Source organism: Pseudomonas sp. MDT1-16 (assembly GCF_054898115.1).
The window spans coordinates 1656378-1679371 of record NZ_CM142717.1 but is presented as its reverse complement, the minus strand read 5'-3'; the positions used below and the strand labels follow the sequence as shown (position 1 = coordinate 1679371).

At 59.1% G+C, this 22994-nt stretch carries 20 protein-coding genes, 1 tRNA gene and 3 pseudogenes; 11 read left to right on the top strand and 13 right to left on the bottom strand.

Annotation, left to right across the window (positions count from 1 at the left end):
* Nucleotides 1–202 precede the first annotated feature (202 nt).
* Nucleotides 203–1225 carry a transporter gene (locus ACYZT3_RS07520; RefSeq protein WP_282375514.1) on the top strand — a complete coding sequence of 341 codons (1023 nt, stop codon included), beginning with the start codon at nt 203–205 and terminating at the stop codon, nt 1223–1225.
* Between the two features lie 148 nt (nt 1226–1373).
* Nucleotides 1374–2690, top strand: a pseudogene (locus tag ACYZT3_RS07515) (inorganic phosphate transporter).
* Between the two features lie 2 nt (nt 2691–2692).
* Here the strand turns inward: ACYZT3_RS07515 and ACYZT3_RS07510 are convergent.
* Nucleotides 2693–3588: pseudogene (locus ACYZT3_RS07510) on the bottom strand (LysR family transcriptional regulator).
* A gap of 23 nt (nt 3589–3611) precedes the next feature.
* Between ACYZT3_RS07510 and ACYZT3_RS07505 the strand changes: the two are divergent.
* A pseudogene (locus ACYZT3_RS07505) lies at nt 3612–3899 on the top strand (SDR family oxidoreductase); the annotation flags it as partial.
* A gap of 49 nt (nt 3900–3948) precedes the next feature.
* Here ACYZT3_RS07505 and ACYZT3_RS07500 read toward each other — a convergent pair.
* A complete protein-coding gene (locus ACYZT3_RS07500) occupies nt 3949–4383 on the bottom strand; it encodes a multidrug/biocide efflux PACE transporter (RefSeq protein WP_282375513.1) in 435 nt (144 codons plus the stop codon).
* A 90-nt stretch (nt 4384–4473) separates the two neighbouring features.
* Here ACYZT3_RS07500 and ACYZT3_RS07495 point away from each other — a divergent pair, with 90 nt between their 5' ends.
* The 8 genes from ACYZT3_RS07495 to ACYZT3_RS07460 all read left to right on the top strand — a co-directional run bounded on the left by ACYZT3_RS07495 (nt 4474) and on the right by ACYZT3_RS07460 (nt 14425).
* A complete protein-coding gene (locus tag ACYZT3_RS07495) occupies nt 4474–5328 on the top strand; it encodes a LysR family transcriptional regulator (protein ID WP_282375511.1) in 855 nt (284 codons plus the stop codon).
* A gap of 139 nt (nt 5329–5467) precedes the next feature.
* The gene (locus ACYZT3_RS07490) at nt 5468–6976 is read left to right on the top strand and encodes a sigma-54-dependent transcriptional regulator (protein WP_462031804.1); all 1509 of its coding nucleotides are present in this window, start codon (nt 5468–5470) and stop codon (nt 6974–6976) included.
* A 306-nt stretch (nt 6977–7282) separates the two neighbouring features.
* Nucleotides 7283–7666 carry a glycine cleavage system protein GcvH gene (gene gcvH / locus ACYZT3_RS07485; RefSeq protein ID WP_282375507.1) on the top strand — a complete coding sequence of 128 codons (384 nt, stop codon included), beginning with the start codon at nt 7283–7285 and terminating at the stop codon, nt 7664–7666.
* A 12-nt stretch (nt 7667–7678) separates the two neighbouring features.
* Nucleotides 7679–10531: an aminomethyl-transferring glycine dehydrogenase gene (gene gcvP, locus ACYZT3_RS07480; protein WP_282375505.1), complete on the top strand. Its 2853-nt coding sequence runs from the start codon at nt 7679–7681 to the stop codon at nt 10529–10531.
* A gap of 163 nt (nt 10532–10694) precedes the next feature.
* Nucleotides 10695–12071: an L-serine ammonia-lyase gene (locus tag ACYZT3_RS07475; protein WP_282375504.1), complete on the top strand. Its 1377-nt coding sequence runs from the start codon at nt 10695–10697 to the stop codon at nt 12069–12071.
* A 41-nt stretch (nt 12072–12112) separates the two neighbouring features.
* Nucleotides 12113–13237, top strand: a complete 1125-nt coding sequence (gene gcvT, locus ACYZT3_RS07470; RefSeq protein ID WP_462031803.1) for a glycine cleavage system aminomethyltransferase GcvT — start codon at nt 12113–12115, stop codon at nt 13235–13237.
* Nucleotides 13238–13627: 390 nt separating this feature from the next.
* Nucleotides 13628–13840 carry a cold-shock protein gene (locus tag ACYZT3_RS07465; RefSeq protein ID WP_003175786.1) on the top strand — a complete coding sequence of 71 codons (213 nt, stop codon included), beginning with the start codon at nt 13628–13630 and terminating at the stop codon, nt 13838–13840.
* Nucleotides 13841–13936: 96 nt separating this feature from the next.
* The gene (locus ACYZT3_RS07460; protein WP_282375501.1) at nt 13937–14425 is read left to right on the top strand and encodes an RDD family protein; all 489 of its coding nucleotides are present in this window, start codon (nt 13937–13939) and stop codon (nt 14423–14425) included.
* 63 nt (nt 14426–14488) lie between these two features.
* On the opposite strand, the gene nadA is transcribed toward ACYZT3_RS07460, so the two are convergent.
* The 11 genes from nadA to ybgC all read right to left on the bottom strand — a co-directional run bounded on the left by nadA (nt 14489) and on the right by ybgC (nt 22874).
* Nucleotides 14489–15547: a quinolinate synthase NadA gene (nadA, locus tag ACYZT3_RS07455; RefSeq protein ID WP_282375500.1), complete on the bottom strand. Its 1059-nt coding sequence runs from the start codon at nt 15545–15547 to the stop codon at nt 14489–14491.
* A gap of 271 nt (nt 15548–15818) precedes the next feature.
* A tRNA-Lys gene (locus tag ACYZT3_RS07450) sits at nt 15819–15894 on the bottom strand.
* Between the two features lie 63 nt (nt 15895–15957).
* A complete protein-coding gene (queC, locus tag ACYZT3_RS07445) occupies nt 15958–16650 on the bottom strand; it encodes a 7-cyano-7-deazaguanine synthase QueC (RefSeq protein WP_282375499.1) in 693 nt (230 codons plus the stop codon).
* Between the two features lies 1 nt (nt 16651).
* The gene (gene queE / locus ACYZT3_RS07440) at nt 16652–17299 is read right to left on the bottom strand and encodes a 7-carboxy-7-deazaguanine synthase QueE (protein ID WP_282375498.1); all 648 of its coding nucleotides are present in this window, start codon (nt 17297–17299) and stop codon (nt 16652–16654) included.
* Nucleotides 17300–17466: 167 nt separating this feature from the next.
* Entirely contained in the window at nt 17467–18312 is an 846-nt protein-coding gene (ybgF, locus tag ACYZT3_RS07435; protein ID WP_282375496.1) for a tol-pal system protein YbgF, read from the bottom strand.
* Nucleotides 18313–18318: 6 nt separating this feature from the next.
* The gene (gene pal, locus ACYZT3_RS07430; protein WP_131059800.1) at nt 18319–18816 is read right to left on the bottom strand and encodes a peptidoglycan-associated lipoprotein Pal; all 498 of its coding nucleotides are present in this window, start codon (nt 18814–18816) and stop codon (nt 18319–18321) included.
* 52 nt (nt 18817–18868) lie between these two features.
* Nucleotides 18869–20170: a Tol-Pal system beta propeller repeat protein TolB gene (gene tolB, locus ACYZT3_RS07425; RefSeq protein WP_449644827.1), complete on the bottom strand. Its 1302-nt coding sequence runs from the start codon at nt 20168–20170 to the stop codon at nt 18869–18871.
* Entirely contained in the window at nt 20167–21246 is a 1080-nt protein-coding gene (gene tolA / locus ACYZT3_RS07420) for a cell envelope integrity protein TolA (protein WP_282375488.1), read from the bottom strand. Before tolA ends, tolB begins: the two co-directional genes overlap by 4 nt.
* The gene (gene tolR, locus ACYZT3_RS07415; RefSeq protein ID WP_161807482.1) at nt 21246–21698 is read right to left on the bottom strand and encodes a protein TolR; all 453 of its coding nucleotides are present in this window, start codon (nt 21696–21698) and stop codon (nt 21246–21248) included. Before tolR ends, tolA begins: the two co-directional genes overlap by 1 nt.
* A 23-nt stretch (nt 21699–21721) precedes the next feature.
* Entirely contained in the window at nt 21722–22417 is a 696-nt protein-coding gene (gene tolQ, locus ACYZT3_RS07410) for a protein TolQ (protein ID WP_017340467.1), read from the bottom strand.
* On the bottom strand, nt 22407–22874 hold the full coding sequence (ybgC, locus tag ACYZT3_RS07405) for a tol-pal system-associated acyl-CoA thioesterase (protein ID WP_131059803.1): 468 nt from the start codon (nt 22872–22874) through the stop codon (nt 22407–22409). Before ybgC ends, tolQ begins: the two co-directional genes overlap by 11 nt.
* Nucleotides 22875–22994 lie beyond the last annotated feature (120 nt).

Sequence of the window (22994 nt, the reverse complement as noted above, 5' to 3'; positions counted from 1 at the left end):
AAGTGAACCTGTGAAACCCGCCGTAACGCGATCTGTAGCAGCTGGCGAAGCCTGCGTTCGGCTGCGGAGCAGTCGTGAAATCAGGCAATGCATTGCCATAGGAAGACTGCGTGCTCAGGCTTGACGACTGCTGCGCAGCCGAACGCAGGCTTCGCCAGCTGCTACACAAAGCGACCGACAGCGCCTCCTTCAGCGAGCCCTCATGAACCACAGCATCGACCAAAGCCATCGCGACCCGGACCTGTTCGGTCTGCTGTACGGTTTCAGTTTTCGCCCCGGTGAGCGCGGCCGGGAGATCGATTCGGCCAAGGCATTGCAATGCCTGCAACAGCCCGGCGACAGCGACGAGTTTCTCTGGTTACACCTGAACCTCGCCCACGCCGCCTGCGAGCGCTGGATGAAGAGCCATCTGGAATTGCCGGACGAATTTTTCGAAGCGCTGCATGAGGGCTCACGTTCGACGCGCATCGAGCATGTGGATTCGGCGTTGCTGGCGGTGGTCAATGATGTGGTGTTCAACCTCAGCAGCATGGTTTCCTCGGATGTCTCGACGCTGTGGGTCTGCGCCCGCAGTCGGCTGATCATCAGCGCACGCCTGCAACCGCTGCACTCGGTAGACAAGCTGCGCTCCTCGGTGAAGGCCGGTGAGTGCTTTCGTTCGCCGCTGGAATTGCTGGTGCATCTGCTGCGCGATCAGGGCGAAGTGCTGACCCAGATCGTGCGCAAGACCAGCCTCAGCGTCGATCAGGTCGAAGATGAGTTGCTGTCCTCGCGACTGTCGACCAATCGCGCCGAACTGGGTGCCAATCGTCGAGTGCTGGTGCGCCTGCAACGCTTGCTGGCGCTGGAACCAGGCTCATTGCTGCGCCTGCTCAATCGCCCACCGCAGTGGTTGCAAAAGGAAGACGTCAAGGAACTGCGCAAGTCCACCGAGGAGTTCGCGCTGATCATCAACGACCTCACGGCTTTGGGCGAGCGAATCAAACTGTTGCAGGAAGAAATCGCCGCCAACCTCAACGAACAGAGTAACCGCACACTGTTCACCCTGACCGTGGTCACGGTGCTGGCACTGCCGATCAACATCATCGCCGGTTTCTTTGGCATGAACGTCGGTGGGGTGCCGCTTTCCGACGATCCGGAGGGGTTCTGGATTCTGGTGGCATTGGTCGCGACGTTTACCGTGATCGCCGGGCGTTGGGCGTTTCGTAAGCGCCAGGATTATTGAACAAACCTCCACCCCCGTTCCCATAGGGAACGGGGGTGGGTTCTGATGGACGGCATTAGCAAAAACCCAAACACAGACCCAGCGCAGCCTCTCTGTAACATGAGCAACGATCATGACCGACACTCTTCCCTTCTCAGGATTGTCCGTCATGGCTACTCCTTCCCTCACCGCCGCTCAGGCGCCCACCAGTAGCGCAAAACCGCAACTCGACAAGAAACCCAGCCTGCTGACCATCGTGATTTTCTTCGCGGTGCTGGGCAGTGGCCTGTTGTTCACGGCTTACAGCCTGATGCACGACATGAACGAACTTGGCACCGTGGTGACCACCTGGACGCCGTTTCTGCTGTTGGGCGTGGCGCTGCTGATTGCCCTCGGCTTTGAGTTCGTCAATGGTTTCCAAGACACCGCCAACGCCGTGGCCACGGTGATTTACACCAACTCCTTGCCGCCGAATTTCGTGGTGGCCTGGTCAGGCTTCTTTAACTTCCTCGGGGTGCTGCTGTCCAGCGGCGCGGTGGCGTTCGGCATCATCGCCCCGCCGCAATAGTGTGGAACCTCGGCACCTGGTGGCTGGGTTTGCCAGCGTCTTCGTCGCACACCCTGATCGGCTCGATCATCGGTGTCGGCGTGGCCAATGCCTTGATGCACGGTCGCGACGGCACCAGCGGTGTGGACTGGGTTCAGGCGACTAAAATCGGTTACGCGCTGCCGATGGCTTACGCGCTGAACCGCGCCATGGCGGCAGACCAGGCGCTACAGTTTGCCGCCGTAGCCGAAGTCACCCAGCAAGCACTGGTGAAAAGTTCGCCGCTACCGGCGCCCGCCCGATCCTCGCGCGGTGCTGTCCGATCACATGCGCAGCAAGGAAGCCTCACCACAACTGATCCCCGCCCTCGCCGCGTTGGCCGGCAATATCGGTAACGAAGTGAAGGGCTACGGCTCGCTCTCGAAAGCCCCGGCCGAGGCCATGGGCAACGTGCGTAACGACATGTACCTGACCAGCGAAACCATTCGCCTGATGGACAAGAACAAGGTCGGCAACTTTGACGCCGACACCAGCGGCAAACTGCAACTGTTCAAGCAACAGATCAACAACGCCACGCGGTTCATTCCGCTGTGGGTGAAAATCGCAGTGGCCATCGCCCTGGGGCTGGGCACCATGGTCGGCTGGAAACGCATCGTGGTGACCGTCGGCGAGAAGATCGGCAAGACCCACCTGACTTATGCGCAAGGCGCCTCGGCGGAAACCGTCGCCATGCGGACCATCGGCGCCGCCGACATGTTCGGTCTGCCGGTGTCGACCACGCACGTGTTGTCTTCGGGGGTGGCCGGGACCATGGTCGCCAACGGCGGAGGTTTGCAGATGAAGACCATCCGCAATCTGCTGATGGCCTGGGTATTGACCTTGCCGGCGGCGATGCTGTTGTCGGGCAGCTTGTATTGGTTGTTCACCCAGTTGTTCTAAGGTCAGGTGGTTGACTGGATCACCTGCCCCAACCAATCCATAAATGCCCTCACCCGTAACGGCAAATGCCGTTGCCGGGCATAGAGCAGCGATACCTCCGTGGATGGCGCATTGAATGGCGGCAGCACCGCCACCAGCTCGCCACTGAGCAGGTGGGGCTGCATGCCCATCAGCGGCGCCTGAATCAAACCAAAACCGCCCAGACACGCCGACTCGTAACAATCGGTGCTGTTGACCGTGACGCTGCCCGCCATCGGCACCCGATGCAACGTGCCCTCTTGCTCGTACACAAAACCCTCCGACCGTGAGCCCAGTACGCCGACGTAATGGACCAACCGATGCTGCGCCAGGTCTTCGAGCCGTTCAGGCACGCCATAACGCCGCAGATACGCGGGGCTGGCGCAGTTGACCATCGCGAAATCGCATACGTGGGGCGCGACCACCGATTGATCCGGCTGCGCGCCGACTCGCATCACGCAATCAAACCCTTCGCTGAGCAAATCGATCCGGCGGTCGGTGCTGCTGATTACCAGCTCAAGATTGGGGTGCTGAGCCATGAACTCGGGCAGACGCGGCATCACCACCCGACGGGCCAGAATGTTCGGCATGTCGATGCGAATCCGCCCAACGAGCGATGCCTCGTCCTGGCGAAACAGCCCTTCGATTTCGTCCATGTGCGACAGCGAGTCCTTGCTGCGCTCGTACAACACCAGGCCGTCCTGAGTCGCCTGAACCTTGCGCGTGGTGCGTTGCAGCAAACGCGTGCCTACCAGCAATTCGAGGGCCTGGACGTGCTCGGACACGGTGGACCTCGGCAAACCCAGGCTTCACCGGCGAGGGTAAAACTCGACATCTCGCTGACACGAACGAAGGTGCGCAGCAGTTCCAGTTTGTTCATGGGCCGACCTTCTATTGTTCAGTCAGGTCGCCGATGTATTGCGCAGCCGTTTTGATCGGGAGCACTTTGACTTTTTGATCAACAACGCCGGCATCGGCCTGACCGCGAACTTCGTTGACACCACCGTCGCCCAGTTCGATTTGCTGATGAACATCCATTTGAAAGGGCCGTTTTTCCTCACCCAGAACCTGCTGCCGCTGATGGCTGATGGTGGCCGCATCCTCAACGCCGCGATTGCGCTGTTGCTGGCGCCGGGCAGTCAGTGGATCAATGGGCAACGCGTCGAAGCGTCGGGCGGGATGTTTTTGTAACCTGAAACCTGTGGCGAGGGCTTGCCCCTCGCCACAAAAATAACCGCGCTCAACCAACTGTGCGAGGCATCAGGACCCGCTCCCGCACTACGTCATAGGCCCAGTGGTAGACGTAGGTGTACGGCAGGAAAAACAGCAACACACCGATGTCCAGCAGAAACGCTTGCCACAGGCTGACCTTCAGCCACCAGGCAATCAACGGCACACCCACCGCGACCAGACCGCCTTCGAACAACAGCGCATGGACAACACGCACCCACGCGTTGTGCACGATGTCGTAGTGTTTGAGCGCACGGTCGAACAATCCGTTGAAGACCACGTTCCAGGCCAGGGCAAGTGCCGCGATAGCCGTGGTCACGACGCCCATATCGAGCATCGGTTTGTCCATGATCCACGCCAGCAACGGGGTACAGATCAGGATGGCCAACAACTCGAAACCAATGGCCTGGAAAATACGTTCAGTAATGGATTTGTTCGCGCTCATGGCCAGACTCCTCTGAGTGACTGTGGTTGCCATGATCCTTCTTCACACCGATACTTCATAACCAATAACCATCGATCAAGGCGATAGTTCATGGCGTCTCAAGAAGTGTTGCAGGCGTTTGTGCAAGCGGCGACTCAAGGTTCGTTTTCTGCGGCGGCACGCAAACTGGGCCGCAGTCAGTCAACCATCAGCGCTGCGGTGGCGAGCCTTGAAATCGATCTGAACCTGACCCTCTTCGACCGCAGCAGCCGCAAGCCGAGCCTGACCGCGGCCGGGCACGTGATGCTGCAACGGGCCGAGGAAATTCTGGCCGCCACCAGCCGACTGGAAATGACCGCCAGCCAACTGTCTCAAGGGGTAGAGCCAAAATTGACCGTGGCGATTTCCGACACCTATCAATCCGACCGTTTCGAAGCGGCGCTCAGTGCTTTCGAGCAGCGCTATCCGGACCTGGAACTCGAATGCCTGATCGCCGAATGCGATGACCTGGTGGCGCTGGTGCAACGTGGTCGAGCACATGTCGCCTTCGCCGAAAAACAAGACAGTTACCCGCCGGACCTGGTCAGTTCGACCGTGGAGGAACGGACGGAGATTGCCCTGTTCGTGTCTCGTGAGCATCCGTTGGCGGCGCTGAGCCACATCGATCAAGACGTGTTGCAACACCATCGGGAACTGCGTCTGGCGACGATCGTCAATCCGTATGAAAGCCGTGCGAAGGGACGCGTCTGGTCGGCACCGAGTTATCTGATGCTGCTGGAAATGGCCCAGGGTGGATTCGGCTGGGCGCCGTTGCCCCGGTGGCTGGTGGAGCGGTTTGGTGCAGGGACGCTGGAGGAACTGGACGTGCGTGGCTGGCCGAAACCGGTGTTCGTCGATGCGCTGTGGTCGCGGCTGCATCCGCCGGGGCCGGCGGGGAGTTGGTTGCTCGGCAAGATGTTGGAATAGCGATGGCGGGAGCCACCCCAAAGGGGAAAGGGTGGGTGAAGGGTCGATCTTTCAGCAAACTCCAATCTCAAGATTTCACCCCAGCCCTCCTCCAAGGCATACTTGCCACCCTCCGCACTCCAGAACCAAAAAACGCCCCATGCGTATCCACGTCAGCTTCATCGACCGCGTCGGCATTACCCAGGAAGTCCTGGCCTTGCTCGGTGGGCGCAATCTCAATCTGGATGCGGTGGAAATGGTCCCGCCCAACGTCTATATCGACGCCCCGACCTTGAGCCCGGAAGTCCTCGAAGAGCTGCGCGATGCGTTGTTCAGCGTGCGCGGCGTGCAAGCGGTGACGGTGGTCGACATTCTTCCCGGTCAGCGTCGGCACCTGCAGCTTGATGCGTTGCTCGCGGCCATGACCGACCCCGTCCTGGCGCTGGACAGTACCGGCAAAGTGCTGCTGGCCAACCCGGCATTGATTGCCTTGTACGGGCGCGAGCCTGACGGCGAAAGCATCGCTGACCTGTTCGCCGACCCGGCACTGCTCGAAGCCCTGTTGGAAAACGGCTTCCGTCTGCCGCTGCGGGAAGTCACCGTCAACGGCCAGACGTTGCTGCTGGATGCCACACCGATTACCGACGCCGGCGCCCTGCTGACCCTGTATCAGCCGAACCGTATCGGCGAACGCCTTTCGGCACTGCACCACGACCATGCCGAAGGGTTCGATGCGCTACTCGGCGAGTCTCCGTCGATTCGGACGCTCAAGGCCCGCGCCCAGCGCGTTGCGGCCCTCGATGCACCGTTGCTGATCCAGGGCGAAACCGGCACCGGCAAAGAACTGGTTGCGCGTGCCTGCCACGCCATCAGCGCTCGACACAGTTCGCCCTTTTTGGCGCTGAACTGCGCGGCATTGCCGGAGAACCTCGCCGAAAGCGAATTGTTCGGCTACGCCCCCGGCGCCTTCACCGGTGCGCAACGGGGCGGCAAACCGGGGCTGATGGAACTGGCCAACCAGGGCACGGTGTTTCTCGATGAGATCGGCGAGATGTCGCCGTACTTGCAGGCAAAATTGCTGCGTTTCTTGAACGACGGCAGCTTCCGCCGGGTGGGCGGGGATCGTGAGGTGAAGGTCAATGTGCGGATCCTCAGCGCCACGCACCGCAATCTGGAAAAAATGGTCAGCGAAGGTTCGTTCCGCGAAGATTTGTTCTATCGCCTCAACGTCCTGAACGTCGAAGTCCCGCCCCTGCGCGAACGCGGCCAGGACATCCTGCTGCTGGCCCGCTACTTCATGCAGCAAGCCTGCGCGCAGATTCAGCGCCCAGTGTGTCGCCTGGCGCCGGGCACCTATCCGGCACTGCTGGGCAATCGCTGGCCGGGTAACGTGCGGCAATTGCAGAACGTGATCTTCCGTGCCGCCGCCATTTGCGAAAGCAGCCTGGTCGATATCGGCGACCTCGATATCGCTGGCACCTCGGTGGCGCGCCAGAGCGACAGCGACGTCGACAGCCTCGAACAGGCGATGGAGGAGTTCGAGAAAAACCTGCTGGAAAAACTCTACGTCAGCTACCCCTCGACCCGCCAACTGGCCAACCGCCTACAAACCTCTCACACGGCGATTGCCCATCGGTTGCGCAAGTACGGTATTCCCAACAAGCCGTAAGACCGTGCATCAAAAGCGACCTTCACCTGTACTGAAAGCGCTACAGTGGAACGATATCACTACACCCCCTTCCGATCACCGCTGTGCAAGGCTTTGATCCACTTAGGCTTTTTTCTTTGCTCCTGACTGTAGCGATTTCGCTACAGCCCTCCACATCACGCACGCTATAAAAACACCTAAGACGTTGATTTATAACGATAAAAAAACATTGGCCGCAATTTTGCTTAGTATCCACTCATAAAGCAGGGCTTTGCCCAGCATTCAATCGCGTCCACCAGACGAGTCTGGCCCCCCTTAGGAGTTTCCATGAGCGAGTTGCGTTTTACTGAAGATCACGAATGGCTGCGTACCGAAGCTGACGGCACCGTCACAGTCGGCATCACCGCTTTCGCACAGAACGCCCTGGGCGACGTGGTTTTCGTACAACTGCCTGAGCTGCAGTCCTACGACAAAGGCGCTGAAGCTGCCACCGTGGAATCGGTAAAAGCCGCCAGCGGCGTGTACATGCCGCTGGACGGTGAAGTGCTGGAAGTGAACCCGGCGCTGGACAGCAGCCCTGAACGGGTCAACGAAGATCCGCTGGGCGAAGGCTGGTTCTTCCGCTTTCAGCCAAGCGATGCCTCGGCTGTCGCCAAACTGCTGGACCAAGACGCTTACGACCGTCTGATCAAAGCCAACGCCGAAGCCTGAGGAGCGCCCAACATGACTCAAATTAATCTGAGCACTGCCAACGAATTCATCGCGCGCCACATCGGCCCGCGTGCCGGCGACGAGCAAGCCATGCTCAACAGCCTCGGTTTTGACTCCCTGGAAGCCCTGAGCGCCAGCGTCATCCCCGACAGCATCAAAGGCACCAGCGTCCTCGGCCTCGAAGACGGCCTGAGCGAAGCGGATGCCCTGGCGTTGATCAAGTCCATCGCCGGTAAAAACCAGCTGTTCAAGACCTACATCGGTCAGGGCTACTACGGCACTCACACGCCGTCGCCGATCCTGCGCAACCTGCTGGAAAACCCGGCCTGGTACACCGCGTACACCCCGTACCAACCGGAAATTTCCCAGGGCCGTCTCGAAGCGCTGCTGAACTTCCAGACCCTGATCAGCGACCTCACCGGTCTGCCGATCGCTAACGCGTCCTTGCTCGATGAAGCCACCGCCGCCGCCGAAGCCATGACCTTCTGCAAACGCCTGAGCAAGAACAAAGGCAGCCACGCGTTTTTCGCGTCGGTGCATTGCCACCCGCAAACCCTCGACGTGCTGCGCACCCGTGCCGAGCCGCTGGGCATCGACGTGGTGGTCGGCGACGAGCGCGAACTAACTGATGTGACGCCGTTTTTCGGCGCCCTGCTGCAATACCCGGCGAGCAACGGTGACCTGTTCGATTACCGCGAACTGACCGAACGCTTCCACGCTGCCAACGCGCTGGTTGCGGTCGCCGCTGACTTGCTGGCCCTGACCGTGCTGACCCCGCCGGGCGAGTTCGGTGCTGACGTCGCCATCGGCAGCGCGCAACGCTTCGGCGTGCCGCTGGGCTTCGGTGGCCCGCACGCGGCGTATTTCTCCACCAGGGATGCGTTCAAACGCGACATGCCGGGCCGTCTGGTCGGCGTGTCCGTCGACCGCTTCGGCAAACCGGCGCTGCGCCTGGCGATGCAGACCCGCGAGCAACACATCCGTCGCGAGAAAGCCACCAGCAACATCTGCACTGCCCAGGTTTTGTTGGCCAACATCGCCAGCATGTACGCCGTCTATCATGGCCCAAAAGGCCTGACGCAGATCGCCCAGCGCGTGCATCACCTGACCGCGATTCTGGCCCAAGGCTTGAGCGCTTTGGGTCTGAGCGTCGAGCAAGAAAGCTTCTTCGACACGCTGACGATCAAGACCGGCACCAACACTGCCGCATTGCACGACAAGGCTCGCGCTCAGCAGATCAACCTGCGCGTCGTTGATGGCGAACGTCTGGGCCTGTCCCTCGACGAAACCACGTCGCAAGCTGACGTGGAAAGCCTGTGGGCCTTGCTCGCCGACGGCAAGACCCTGCCAGACTTCGCTGCCCTCGCCGCTTCCGTGATCAGCACCCTCCCGGCCGCCCTGCTGCGCCAGTCGCCGATCCTCAGCCACCCGGTGTTCAACCGTTATCACTCGGAAACCGAGCTGATGCGCTACCTGCGCAAACTCGCCGACAAGGACCTGGCACTGGATCGCACCATGATCCCGCTGGGTTCCTGCACCATGAAACTCAACGCCGCCAGCGAAATGATCCCGGTGACCTGGGCTGAATTCGGTGCCCTGCACCCGTTCGCCCCGGCCGAGCAAAGTGCCGGTTATCAGCAGCTGACTGACGAGCTGGAAGCGATGCTCTGCGCCGCCACCGGTTACGACGCCATCTCGCTGCAACCGAATGCCGGCTCGCAAGGCGAATACGCCGGCCTGCTGGCGATTCGCGCCTATCACCAGAGCCGTGGCGAAGACCGTCGCGACATCTGCCTGATCCCCTCGTCCGCCCACGGCACCAACCCGGCCACCGCCAACATGGCCGGCATGCGCGTAGTCGTGACCGCCTGCGATGCCCGCGGCAACGTCGACATCGAAGACCTGCGCGCCAAGGCCATCGAGCACCGCGAGCATCTCGCGGCATTGATGATCACCTATCCCTCGACCCACGGCGTGTTCGAAGAAGGCATCCGCGAAATCTGCGGCATCATTCATGACAACGGCGGCCAGGTGTACATCGACGGCGCCAACATGAACGCCATGGTCGGCCTCTGCGCACCGGGCAAGTTCGGCGGCGATGTGTCGCACCTGAACCTGCACAAGACCTTCTGCATCCCGCACGGCGGTGGCGGCCCGGGCGTCGGCCCGATTGGCGTCAAGTCGCACCTGACGCCGTTTCTGCCGGGCCACGCGCAGATGGCACGCAAGGAAGGCGCGGTCTGCGCCGCACCGTTCGGCAGCGCGAGCATTTTGCCGATCACCTGGATGTACATTCGGATGATGGGTGGCGCGGGGCTGAAGCGCGCCTCGCAACTGGCGATCCTCAATGCCAACTACATTTCCCGTCGCCTCGAAGAGCATTACCCAGTGCTCTACACCGGCAGCAACGGCCTGGTGGCGCACGAATGCATCCTCGACCTGCGCCCGTTGAAAGACAGCAGCGGCATCAGCGTCGATGACGTCGCCAAGCGCCTGATCGACTTCGGTTTCCACGCCCCGACCATGTCGTTCCCGGTCGCTGGCACGCTGATGATCGAGCCGACCGAAAGCGAATCCAAGGAAGAACTGGACCGTTTCTGCGACGCCATGATCCGCATCCGCGAAGAAATCCGCGCAGTGGAAAACGGCACGCTGGACAAGGACGACAACCCGTTGAAAAACGCCCCGCACACCGCGGCGGAACTGGTCGGCGAGTGGACGCATCCGTACAGCCGTGAGCAAGCGGTGTATCCGGTCGCGTCGCTGATCGAAGGCAAGTACTGGCCACCGGTCGGTCGCGTCGACAACGTGTTTGGCGATCGCAACCTGATCTGCGCCTGCCCGTCGATCGAAAGCTACGCTTAATCTATAGGGGGGCGGGTTCGCTCGCCCCCACAAGGACACCACAAAACCTGTAGGAGCGAGGCTTGCCCGCGAAGAGGCCATCAAGGTTGCTAAAAGCTTCGCGGGCAAGCCTCGCTCCTACGGGGTCGCGGTGCTCCTCATAACAAGAAACCGGAGAACAACCATGTCGTTAAGCGTGTTCGACCTGTTCAAGATTGGCATCGGCCCCTCCAGCTCGCACACCGTCGGCCCGATGCGTGCGGCTGCGCGTTTCGCCGAAGGTTTGCGCCGTGAAGGGCTGCTGGCTGCAACCACCTGCGTCAAAGTCGAGCTCTACGGATCACTCGGCGCCACCGGTAAAGGACACGGCAGCGACAAGGCTGTGTTGCTCGGCCTGGAAGGCGAACACCCGGACACCGTGAACACCGAAACCGTCGCCGCCCGCCTGCAAGAGATTCGCAGCAGCGGTCGTCTGAACCTGCTCGGTGAACACGCCATCGAATTCAATGAAAAGCTGCATTTGGCGATGATCCGCAAACCGTTGGCCTATCACCCCAACGGCATGATTTTTCGCGCCTTCGATGCTGCTGGCATACAAATCCGCAGCCGCGAGTACTACTCGGTCGGCGGCGGTTTTGTCGTCGATGAAGACGCCGCTGGCGCCGACCGCATCGTCGAAGACGCCACGCCACTGACCTTCCCGTTCAAAAGCGCCAAGGACTTGCTCGGTCACTGCGCTACTTATGGCTTGTCGATCAGCCAGGTGATGCTGACCAACGAAAGTGCCTGGCGCCCGGAAGCGGAAACTCGCGCCGGCCTGCTGAAAATCTGGCAAGTGATGCAAGATTGCGTCGACGCCGGTTGCCGCAACGAGGGCATCCTGCCCGGTGGTTTGAAGGTCAAACGCCGTGCGGCAGCGCTGCATCGGCAACTGTGCAAGAACCCGGAATCGTCCCTGCGCGATCCGCTGTCGGTGCTGGACTGGGTCAACCTCTATGCACTGGCGGTCAACGAAGAAAACGCCAACGGCGGGCGCGTGGTGACTGCGCCTACAAACGGTGCGGCAGGGATCGTCCCCGCTGTTTTGCATTACTACATGCGCTTCATCCCCGGCGCCAACGAAGACGGTGTCGTACGCTTTCTGCTGACCGCGGCCGCGATCGGCATTCTCTATAAAGAAAACGCCTCGATCTCCGGTGCTGAAGTCGGCTGTCAGGGTGAAGTTGGCGTGGCGTGCTCCATGGCCGCCGGCGCCCTGTGCGAAGTCCTCGGTGGCACCGTGCAGCAGGTGGAAAACGCCGCTGAAATCGGCATGGAACACAACCTCGGCCTGACCTGCGACCCGATCGGCGGGCTGGTGCAAGTGCCTTGCATCGAGCGTAACGCCATGGGCTCGGTCAAAGCAATCAATGCGGTGCGCATGGCCTTGCGCGGCGACGGTCAGCACTTCGTCTCCCTCGACAAGGTCATCCGCACCATGCGCCAGACCGGCGCCGACATGAAAAGCAAATACAAGGAAACCGCCCGTGGCGGTTTGGCGGTCAACATTATCGAGTGCTGATGCGCGCGCATTGTCATCTGCACACTTTTCAGGAGCTGAATATGTCCACCGAACAACTGTTGAAAACCCCATTGCACGCACTGCACATCGAACTCGGCGCCCGCATGGTGCCGTTCGCCGGCTATGACATGCCGGTGCAATACCCGCTGGGCGTGATGAAAGAACACCAGCACACCCGTGATCAGGCCGGGCTGTTCGATGTCTCGCACATGGGCCAGATCCGCCTGACCGGCGCCAATGCCGCCAAGGCCCTGGAAACCCTGGTGCCGGTGGACATCATCGACCTGCCGGTGGGCATGCAGCGCTATGCGATGTTCACCAACGAGACCGGCGGCATCCTTGACGACCTGATGGTCGCCAACCTCGGTAACGACGAACTGTTCCTGGTGGTCAACGCTGCCTGCAAGGATCAGGACCTGGCGCATCTGCAAAAGCACATTGGCGACCAGTGCACCCTCGAGCCGTTGTTCGAAGAACGTGCGTTGCTGGCGCTGCAAGGTCCGGCCGCCGTCACCGTACTCGCGCGCCTGGCGCCTGAAGTGACAAAGATGACTTTCATGCAGTTCGCCCGCGTGAAGCTGCTGGGCGTAGAGTGCTTTGTCAGCCGTTCGGGTTACACCGGTGAAGACGGGTTCGAAATCTCCGTGCCGGCCGCCAACGCCGAAGCCCTGGCTCGCGCTCTGCTGGCCGAACCGGAAGTGGCGGCCATCGGCCTTGGCGCTCGCGACTCCCTGCGCCTGGAAGCCGGCCTGTGCCTCTACGGCCACGACATGAACACCGAAACCACGCCGATCGAAGCTAGCCTGCTGTGGGCCATTTCCAAGCCTCGTCGCGCTGATGGCGGGCGTGCCGGCGGTTTCCCTGGCGCTGAAACCGTGTTCGGACAGCAACAAGCCGGTGTCAGCCGCAAGCGCGTTGGCCTGTTGCCTCAGGAACGCACGCCGGTGCGCGAAGGTGCAGAAATCGTCAATGAAGCCGGCGACATCATTGGTGCAGTGTGCAGTGGCGGCTTCGGCCCGACCCTGGGTGGTCCTCTGGCCATGGGTTACGTCGACAGCGCTTACATCGCAATGGATACGCCGGTGTGGGCGATTGTTCGTGGGAAAAAGGTGCCTTTGCTTGTAAGCAAAATGCCATTTGTTCCACAACGCTACTATCGTGGTTGATTGACTGTTTCTATAAGTAACGCGGTTGCGTTAACAGTGCACTAATGTGTAACGCAACCGCCATAAAATAGTGCATATTTTCGATTAAGAACTTGGCTTATAACGATCGAAAACAATTGAACACGGCGATTGCATAAGCCAGCACTAGTTGCGACAGAAACCCACCAACGCGAGCAAATACGGGCCCTCCACGGGGCTTGTTTTTTCTCCCGTAGTTGGCGTAGAGTTTGTTCACTGTGTTTGCATGGGTCGCCTGGAATCGTGACCTGGGCAGTAGCCTACAAGTTAGCTACATCCCGTTCGACGTCTTCTTACTCTCCTGCAACCAGCCCCAGTACTCTTTCACAAGAAGGAGGCTGTCATTAATTTTTGCGTCAAAGGAAATAAGAAATGTCCCAACGTCAGAGCGGTACCGTCAAGTGGTTTAACGACGAGAAAGGTTTTGGTTTTATCACTCCAGAAAGCGGTCCGGATCTGTTCGTGCATTTCCGCGCTATTCAGGGCAACGGCTTCAAGAGCCTGAAAGAAGGCCAAAAAGTGACATTCGTTGCTGTGCAAGGCCAGAAAGGCATGCAGGCTGACGAAGTACAAGCAGAAGCCTAATCTTCTGTAACGAAAAAGCCCCTGATGCTGACATCAGGGGCTTTTTTGTGCGCGTAAATCCGTAAAATGGCTTCTTTTTCCGCCGAGAGCCCTGCCATGCCGAAACACCTGCTGAAACCCCAGGGCGAATTTCCTGCCGCTGGCTTGGGTCGTCGCCTGGCAGCGATGTTCTATGACTTCCTGTTGTGTACTGCCCTGCTGATCGTCACCAGCGGCCTTTACAAGATGATCCAGATGGCGATCATCGGCGAAGACAAAATGCGCACGTTGACCGAAGCCGGTGCGCTGGATGGAGATCCATTGCTGTCGACGGTGCTGCTGTTCGTGCTGTTCGGTTTCTTCGCCAAGTTCTGGACCTGGTCCGGCCAAACTCTGGGCATGCAGGTCTGGTGCATCCGCGTGCAGAATGCCGATGGCTCATCCATCAGCCTGTGGCAGGCGCTGCTGCGGTTTGTGGTGGCGATCGCGTCCTGGCTGTGCGTCGGGCTGGGTTTCTTCTGGCCCCTGTTCGACAAACAGAAACGCAGTTGGCATGACATCTACTCCAATACCCAGCTAGTACGGATTCCGAAGAAAACCAAATAATCCGCCAGATGCAAAAACGCCCCGATCGAATCGGGGCGTTTTTTTTGGGATCACTGTCGACGATCAGGCGTTGCCGGCCAATTTCATCCGCGCAGCCTGGGTGAAGTCGAGCATGCGCTTGAGCGGCCGAATCGCCTGCGGGATCAACGCCGGATCGACAAAGATCTCATTCGCCCCCTCCTTCAAGCTCTTCAGCAGGCGCTCAAGGGTGTTCATCGCCATCCACGGGCAATGTGCGCAGCTGCGGCACGCTGCGCCGTTACCGGCCGTTGGCGCTTCGATGAAGACCTTGTCCGGGCACAGCTGCTGCATCTTGTAGAAGATGCCGCGGTCGGTGGCGACGATCAGCGTCTTGTTTGGCAGGCTCTTCGCTGCGGCAATCAACTGACTGGTGGAGCCGACGGCATCCGCCAACTCGATCACCGACGTCGGTGACTCCGGATGCACCAGAATCGCTGCGTCCGGGTACAGCGCCTTCATGTCTTCGAGCTGTTTGGACTTGAACTCCTCGTGAACGATGCAGGCACCGTCCCACAGCAGCATGTCCGCGCCGGTCTGGCGCTGGATGTAGGTGCCCAGGTGTTTGTCCGGGCCCCAAATGATGGTTTCGCCGTTATCCATCAGGCTTTCTACGATCTCCAGCGCGCAGCTTGAAGTCACCACCCAATCCGCCCGAGCTTTGACTGCCGCCGACGTGTTGGCATACACCACCACCGTACGCTCCGGGTGTTGATCACAGAACGCCGAGAACTCGTCCACCGGGCAACCCAGGTCCAGCGAGCAGGTCGCTTCCAGGGTCGGCATCAGGATGCGTTTTTCAGGGTTGAGGATTTTGGCGGTCTCGCCCATGAACTTCACACCGGCGACCACCACGGTCTTGGCCGGGTGAGCGCTACCGAAGCGGGCCATCTCCAGCGAGTCGGAAACGCAACCACCGGTTTCTTCGGCCAGGGCCTGAATCACCGGATCGCAATAGAAGTGAGCAACCAGCACCGCGTCCTGAGCCTTGAGCTCGGCAGCGATGGCGGCACGGTAATAAGCTTCCTCCTCGGCAGTCAGCGGCTTGGGCTGCTTGGCGTCGAGATGGGCTTGAACCAGAAGGCGTTCGGAAATCTGCGTCATGTTCGCAAGACCTGCAGGCGCTTTCGCGCGAAAGTCGAGTATACACCCGGCTCCGACCCCTTCAGGGTACCGCCGGGAAAGTGAGTATCATCAGGCACGGACAACGTTGAAGCTGCGCAAGGCTACAGAATATCCGGTGGATGCAAAAGATGATTCTGACCTGCGTCACGGGTTGCAGCCCGGAACTGGGCAAGCTCAAATCGCGGGCAAAAAAAAATCCGGAAATCCTCACTTGCGTGGGCCTTCCAGACTTTTAAAACTGCTACAAAAATGGTGGGTCGTGTGGGATTCGAACCTACGACCAATTGGTTAAAAGCCAACTGCTCTACCAACTGAGCTAACGACCCGCTGTGTGGTGGCGCGTATAATACTGATTTTTAAGGACTATTCAACACCTAATTTGAAATAAATCAAAAATAAGGTGTTGGGTCGCTGATTCCGGCCGCCGCAAAGCCTTCTGCACGCAGTCGGCAGCTGTCGCACTTACCGCACGCACGGCCGTTATCGTCAGCTTGATAGCAGGAAACGGTCAGGCCGTAATTGACCCCCAGCTTCACACCCACCTCGACGATTTGCGCTTTGCTGAGGTTTTGCAGGGGCGCCTGGATACGGAAACCATTGCCCTCAACGCCGGCCTTGGTCGCCAGGTTCGCCATGCGCTCGAAGGACTCGATGAACTCGGGGCGGCAATCCGGGTAACCGGAATAATCCACAGCATTCACACCGATGAAGATGTCACGCGCCCCAAGGACTTCGGCCCAACCCAACGCCAGCGAGAGGAACACGGTATTGCGTGCGGGCACGTAAGTTACAGGGATACCTTCACCCGCCTCTTCCGGTACATCGATACTGCTGTCGGTCAGCGCAGAACCACCAATACCGTTCAGGTTCAGACCAATTACTTTGTGCTCAACCACGCCCAGGTCGCGGGCGATGCGTTCGGCGGCATACAGCTCGGCATGGGAACGCTGACCGTAATCGAAGCTCATGGTGTAGCAGCTATAGCCTTCAGCACGAGCCATCGCCACGACGGTCGCCGAGTCCAGGCCGCCGGACAACAGGATGACCGCACGTTTTTCCACAGTGTTCAGTTGTTCAGTCATTTCAGCGCCCCGGTTCGTCATTCCAAAGATATTTATGCAACTGCAATTGCAGGCGCACTGGCAGGTTGTCCGCCACCACCCAGTCAGCCAGGTCTCGCGCGTTCAGGTCATGGTGACTTGGCGAGAACAGGACTTCGCCCGCACGCTGATCCAGACCGTACTGAATCAGCTTGGACACAGCCCAGTCGTAGTCTTCCCGCGAGCAGATGACAAACTTCACCTGATCGTTGCGCGTGAGCAGTTCGATGTTCTCGTAGCGATTGCGATGTGCTTCTTTCGAACCCGGGGTTTTCAGATCGACGACGCGACTGACCCGTGGATCGACCGCCGAGATATCCAGGGCACCGCTGGTTTCCAGCGAGACCTCGTAACCGGCGTCACACAACTGCTTGAGCAATGGGATGGCGTTGGGTTGCGCCAGGGGCTCGCCGCCCGTGACACAGACGTAGCGCGGACGAAAACCGGCCACTTGCTCGAGGATGTCATCAAGCGGGCGAAGGGTGCCGCCCGTGAACGCGTAGGCGCTGTCGCAGTATTGGCAACGCAACGGGCAACCGGTCAGGCGCACAAAAACAGTGGGCAGCCCGGCAGTCCGCGTTTCACCCTGCAACGAGTAGAAAACTTCGGTGATTCTCAATGTGTCTTGCATAGTCGCCACGGGCATAACAGCTAAACAGGCTGTCCGCCTCCGTCAGGCACTTCAAGGAACCCCGCCACCGCGCAGATCCCAAAAAGCGTGTTTCATAAAAAGGGCGTGAATTCTAACGAAAAAACCCGCGACAGGCGCGGGTTTCTTCAAAACAGATCAAGCAGCCCTTACATTTTTTGCAGATCACGCTGGGCCAACTGAGCGGCGGATGTGCCCGGGTATTGCGACACGACCTGCTGCAGAATGCCTTTGACCTTGTCGGTGTGACCGAGGCGGCGCTCTACATCAGCCAGCTTGTACAGCGAATCAGGCACTTTTGGATGCTTGGGGTACAGCTGCGAAACCTTGGCGAATGCCTGACCTGCACCTTGCAGATCGCCTTTGGCCAAATTCACTTCGCCCAACCAGTACTGAGCATTACCCGCGTACTGGCTGTTCGGGTACTTGCGCAGGAATGCGGCAAACGCCAGGCTGGCCTTGTCGAAATCCTTGGCTTTGATCAGGTCGAAGGCTGCATCGTAATACAGTTTTTCCTTCGCTGGATCAGCCGGCTCGCTACCCGCGGCAGGTGCTTGAGCGGCTGCCGTTCCTGCTGCCGCTCCTGCGCCTGCTGCTGCACCGGGGGCATTCAAACTGCCACCGGTGGAAGAATTTTCAGGAGTCGCGGCTGGTGCAACGCCGGTTCCTATGCGCCGATCAAGATCCTGATATCGCTCCAGGTTCTCTTGCTTCATGCGCGCTACATCATTTTGCAGAACTTCGATGATGCCTTGTTGGCGCGAGATCTGCTCCTGCATGGATTGCAGTTGGTTGAACAGCTCGCCCTGTGCCGAGACAGGGGCCGAAACCCCTCCCCCGGCATAGGCGCCGTTCGTACCGTAACCCGCAGGCGGATAACTGGTCCCGCTATTGTTATAGCCGGAGTCGTTATCGACCACAGGAACCGCAGCCCACACCGCAAGCGGTGCGAGGCTGAGAGCCAAAACAGTTACAGCACGACGGCACGTTCGCATGACGAATTACTTACGCAGTTCGACGCGACGGTTTTGAGCCCAGGACTGCTCGTCGTTGCCGGTAGCAACTGCACGCTCTTCGCCGTAGGAAACCAGTTCCAGCTGAGCTGGGGAAACACCTTGCAGTACCAGGTAACGCTGAACGGCTTTCGCACGACGCTCGCCCAGTGCCATGTTGTACTCACGAGTACCACGTTCGTCGGTGTTGCCTTCCAGAACAACGCGAGCGCCGTTTGCTTTCAGGTCTTTGGCGTGAATGTCCAGGGAGCGCATGGCTTCTGGCTTCAGGTCCGAGCTGTCGTATTCGAAGTAGAAGGTGGTGATTGCGCGCAGAGCAGCTTCTTCGCTCAGGGAGCCGTCAACTGCACCAGTGTTAGCGCCGTAACCAGCGTTTGGATCTACAGCGCCTTCACCGGCGTTGTCGCCGCCTTTGGACGAGCAACCTACAGCTACAGCCATGGCCAGAGCCAGCGCAGCAAATTTACCAAACTTCAGCATTTCCATCGTGAAACTCCTAATGAACCCCAGTGTGTTAAGTACAACGTGTAGCGCCGCGTCAGTTCAGGTAAGGGGACCAGGAAGGTTCTCTGACTTCGCCTTGTGCGGTAGGAAGCGGGAGCCTTACGCGTCCATTAATGGACACGAGCATCAAGACTCCCCGGCCCTGCTGGCGGGTGGCGTAGATTACCATGGTGCCGTTGGGCGCAACAGTAGGCGACTCGTCCAGAGTGCTATCAGTGAGGATTTTTACGCTTCCGCGCTGCAAATCCTGGGCCGCCACCTTGAAATTAGTGAAACCTTCCTGGCGGTGGATCATCACCAGGGTCTTTTCGTCAGCCGAAAGCTTGGGGTTGGCGTTGTAGTTACCGATAAAGGTCACACGTTCCGCACCGCCACCACCGACGCTGGTTTTATAGATCTGAGGCTTGCCGCCACGGTCCGAGGTGAAGTAGATGGTCGAACCATCCTTACCCCAGAACGGTTCGGTGTTGATGCCAGGACCGTTGGTAACACGCGTGATCTGACGCGAACCCAAGCTCATCACATAGATGTCAGGGTTACCGTCTTTCGACAGCACGAACGCCAGACGCTGACCATCCGGCGACCATGCTGGCGCGCCATTCAGGCCTTCGAAGTTGGTGATCTGCTCACGGCGACCGGTGTCGATGTTCTGCATGAAAATACGCGGACGCTTCTGCTCGAACGAGACATAAGCGATGCGCTTGCCGTCCGGTGCGAAACGCGGCGACAGGATCGGCTCGCGCGATTGCAGCAGGGTCACAGCGCGGGCACCGTCATAGTCCGAACGTTGCAGCGTGTAGCGAGTGTTCTTCTCGGAAAAACGCTCGGCCGTCACGTACAGAAGACGAGTCGAAAACGCACCTTTGATACCGGTAAGTTTTTCGAACGACTGGTCCGCGATGTAGTGCGACATGTCGCGCAGTTGATCGACGCTGCCCGACACGCTGCCGGTCAGCACTTGCTGCTCGGTGGCGACGTTGAACAGTGCGTATTGGACCTGCAGGCGACCGCCCGCAGGAGCAATGCTGCCGACCATGACGTACTGGGCACCCAGCGCCTTGAAGTCACGGAAGATGATTTCGCTGGCCTGGCTTGGCTGGCTGATCATGTTCTGTTTTGGAATCGGCGAGTAGTAACCCGAGTTGCGCAGGTCGTTACCGATGATTTCGGCCATGTCGTCCGGCAGCACGCTGCCGCCCTGGTTGCCGAATGGAACGACTGCGATCGGGGTGGCCCGATCACTGCCGCTGGTGACCAGAATGTTTTTTTCATCGGCTGCCGCTATCCCTGCCAGGCAGCAGATAACGACAAGCATTCCTCGAAGAAGGTTTCTCACAAGGCTAGATCCTCAGGTGTGAATGTCATCTTGAATGAACGATACGGAGCGAAATCGCTCGGCTTCATTCCCTGCATTTCTGTCAAACGTCCAATATTCTTCACCGCTGCTACAGCAGAAGCGTCAAATGGACCATCGCCACTGGACTTGCCGACGCTGACCGAAGTCACCGTACCGTCCGGCAACATGCCGATTTGCAACACGACTGTCATGCCTTTGCGGGCTGAAGGTGGACGAGCCCAGCCTTCCGCTGCACGAGCACGGATCAGATCATCGAAACTGCCGGCGACTTCGTCACCCTGCTCATCCGCCAAGGCCTGCTGACGCTCCGGCGTGTCGGAAAGCAAATCTGCCAGGGCCTGAGCCTTTTTGTCTTCGGCGGATTTACGTGCCGCTTCCTGCGATTTTTTCTTCGCAGCATCGGCAGCAGCTTTCTTCTTCGCGTCTTCGGCGACTTTCTTCTTCGCGTCTTCAGCTTCAGATTTCTTCTTGGCGTCTTCCGCGGCTTTCTTCTTCGCGTCTTCGACGATCTTTTTCTTCGCTTCTTCAGCGGCCGCTTTCTTGGCCTCTTCTTCAGCCGCTTTCTTGGCTTCTTCTTCAGACTTCTTCTTGGCTATATCAGCCAATTGTTTCTCTTCGACCTTTTTGGCTTCGGCGGTCTTCTTCGCTTCATCGGCTTTCTTGGCTTCATCAGCCTTTTTTGCCTCGTCCGCTTTCTTCGTCTCGTCGGCCTTCTTGGATTCTTCGGCTTTTTGAGCCGCATCTTCCTTCTTTTGTTCCGCGGCTTTGATCGCTTCCTGTTCGATCTTTTTCTGTTCCATCTGTTCGACTTCGGTCTGACGCGCGGCAGATTTCTTCGCCTCACCCGCAATCTTCTGATTGGTCTGGGTGGTTGCCTGACTTTTCGATTTCAGCTGGTACAGGGTCGCCTGGACAATCGGCTTGGCCGGCGGCAGTTCCGGTGTGAAGGCGAAACTGACGAACAGCATGCCAAATACCAGCACGTGCAAGACAAGCGCCCAGACGCTAGGCCAGAAATAGCTTTCCGAGGCTGTTGGCTCTCGCTGTTGCTGCATCAGGGCGCCTCGGTAATCAAGCCAACGTTACCGACTCCGGCTTTCTGCAACCCACCCATGGCGCCCATGACGGAACCGTAATCAACGGTCTTGTCGCCGCGGATGAACACTTGGGTACGCTTGCCGCCTTCAGTACCGGCGCGAATGATCTTGGTCACGGCGTCAGTCATCTGCGGCAAGGTCATTGCCTTGTCCTGCTGCTTTTCAGTGTCGACTTCGCTGCCAAGGTTCCAGTAATAGGTCTTGTCAGCCTTGATCGAAATGGTCAGTACCTGGGTGTTGTTGTCCTGCGGCAAGGCTTCGCTGGAAACCTTGGGCAGATCAACTTTCACGCCCTGATTGAGCATCGGCGCGGTCACCATGAAGATGACCAGCAGTACCAGCATCACGTCGATGTAAGGCACCACGTTCATCTCGGCAACCGGCTTGCGCTTTTTGCGAGCTCGAGCGATTAAAGCCATTGGAAATTACCTGCTTATTCTTCGCTGGTGTGCACTTTGCGGTGCAGGATCGCCTGGAATTCATCGGCGAAGGTGTAGTAGCGGCTGATCAGCGTTTCGCTGCGAGCGGCAAAACGGTTGTAAGCGATAACGGCCGGGATGGCGGCGAACAGGCCGATCGCGGTAGCAATCAGTGCTTCGGCAATACCCGGAGCCACAGTGGCCAGGGTCGCTTGCTGGGCAGTGGCCAGACCACGGAAGGAGTTCATGATGCCCCAGACCGTACCGAACAGACCGATGTATGGGCTGACGGAACCGACGGTGGCGAGGAACGGCAGGCTCTGCTCGAGCTTTTCTTCTTCGCGGGAAATGGCGACGCGCATGGCACGGGCTACGCCTTCCATGACCGCTTCCGGGTCAACACCTGGCTGCTGGCGCAGACGGGAGAATTCCTTGAAACCGGCACGGAAGATCTGCTCGACGCCCGAATCCGGATCAGGGTTGCTGCCGGCCTGACGGTAGAGTTTGGACAGGTCGATACCCGACCAGAAGCGCTCTTCAAAGCTCTCCAGGGCACGTCGACCGGCGCGCAGCAGGTTGCTGCGCTGAAAGATCATGATCCATGAGGTCACCGATGCGGCTACCAGGATCAGCATTACCAGTTGCACCACGATACTGGCATTGCTGACCAGGCTCCACATGGAGGAATGGTCGACGACGTTAGCTTCCACGCTTTATCTCCTGCTTTGAGTGTGTACCCGCGCCGCTCACGTCGGCAAAGGCCGCACGTAGAGCTTCGGGAATGGCCCGGGGTTTCAAACTGTTAGTGCGCACACAGGCCACCAAAAACTGCCCTTCGCAGAGCAGCACATTATCCGTGGCTCGCCTGACCTGCTGTTTGAAGCGCAGGCTGACACGGTTCAATTCGATTACTTCAGCGCTTACCAGCAGCTCGTCGTCCAGTCGCGCCGGCGCGTGATAACGCGCTTCGCTGGAATGCACGACGAACAACAGGTCCTCCCCTGCAAGCGCCGATTGGGCAAAGCCCAGCTCCCGGAGCCGCTCGGTTCGAGCCCGTTCCATAAACTTGAGGTAATTAACGTAATACACGATGCCGCCCGCATCGGTGTCCTCGTAATAAACGCGACAACGAAGTGCGAAAGGCTCAAGCCCGTTTTGCGCGCGCATACTCTAGTGCTTACTCCTCAGGTTGCCAATCCGGCCAGGCAACTGTTTTTCATTGATTCACGGCTTTCTGGCGAAAGTACGGTCCTAGGACCGCACAAACGCCGAAAAAATCAGCGCGCA

What these genes read in the sequence shown, in the direction of transcription:
- queC (WP_282375499.1), bottom strand. Translation starts at nt 16,650, where the DNA reads ATGACTGAACAACTGAACACTGTGGAAAAACGTGCGGTCATCCTGTTG.
- ACYZT3_RS07520 (WP_282375514.1), top strand. Translation starts at nt 203, where the DNA reads ATGAACCACAGCATCGACCAAAGCCATCGCGACCCGGACCTGTTCGGT.
- ACYZT3_RS07495 (WP_282375511.1), top strand. Translation starts at nt 4,474, where the DNA reads ATGGCGTCTCAAGAAGTGTTGCAGGCGTTTGTGCAAGCGGCGACTCAA.
- ACYZT3_RS07490 (WP_462031804.1), top strand. Translation starts at nt 5,468, where the DNA reads ATGCGTATCCACGTCAGCTTCATCGACCGCGTCGGCATTACCCAGGAA.
- queE (WP_282375498.1), bottom strand. Translation starts at nt 17,299, where the DNA reads ATGCAAGACACATTGAGAATCACCGAAGTTTTCTACTCGTTGCAGGGT.
- ybgC (WP_131059803.1), bottom strand. Translation starts at nt 22,874, where the DNA reads ATGCGCGCGCAAAACGGGCTTGAGCCTTTCGCACTTCGTTGTCGCGTT.
- gcvP (WP_282375505.1), top strand. Translation starts at nt 7,679, where the DNA reads ATGACTCAAATTAATCTGAGCACTGCCAACGAATTCATCGCGCGCCAC.
- pal (WP_131059800.1), bottom strand. Translation starts at nt 18,816, where the DNA reads ATGGAAATGCTGAAGTTTGGTAAATTTGCTGCGCTGGCTCTGGCCATG.
- gcvT (WP_462031803.1), top strand. Translation starts at nt 12,113, where the DNA reads ATGTCCACCGAACAACTGTTGAAAACCCCATTGCACGCACTGCACATC.
- ACYZT3_RS07500 (WP_282375513.1), bottom strand. Translation starts at nt 4,383, where the DNA reads ATGAGCGCGAACAAATCCATTACTGAACGTATTTTCCAGGCCATTGGT.
- ACYZT3_RS07460 (WP_282375501.1), top strand. Translation starts at nt 13,937, where the DNA reads ATGCCGAAACACCTGCTGAAACCCCAGGGCGAATTTCCTGCCGCTGGC.
- gcvH (WP_282375507.1), top strand. Translation starts at nt 7,283, where the DNA reads ATGAGCGAGTTGCGTTTTACTGAAGATCACGAATGGCTGCGTACCGAA.
- tolA (WP_282375488.1), bottom strand. Translation starts at nt 21,246, where the DNA reads ATGCAGCAACAGCGAGAGCCAACAGCCTCGGAAAGCTATTTCTGGCCT.
- ACYZT3_RS07475 (WP_282375504.1), top strand. Translation starts at nt 10,695, where the DNA reads ATGTCGTTAAGCGTGTTCGACCTGTTCAAGATTGGCATCGGCCCCTCC.
- ACYZT3_RS07465 (WP_003175786.1), top strand. Translation starts at nt 13,628, where the DNA reads ATGTCCCAACGTCAGAGCGGTACCGTCAAGTGGTTTAACGACGAGAAA.
- ybgF (WP_282375496.1), bottom strand. Translation starts at nt 18,312, where the DNA reads ATGCGAACGTGCCGTCGTGCTGTAACTGTTTTGGCTCTCAGCCTCGCA.
- nadA (WP_282375500.1), bottom strand. Translation starts at nt 15,547, where the DNA reads ATGACGCAGATTTCCGAACGCCTTCTGGTTCAAGCCCATCTCGACGCC.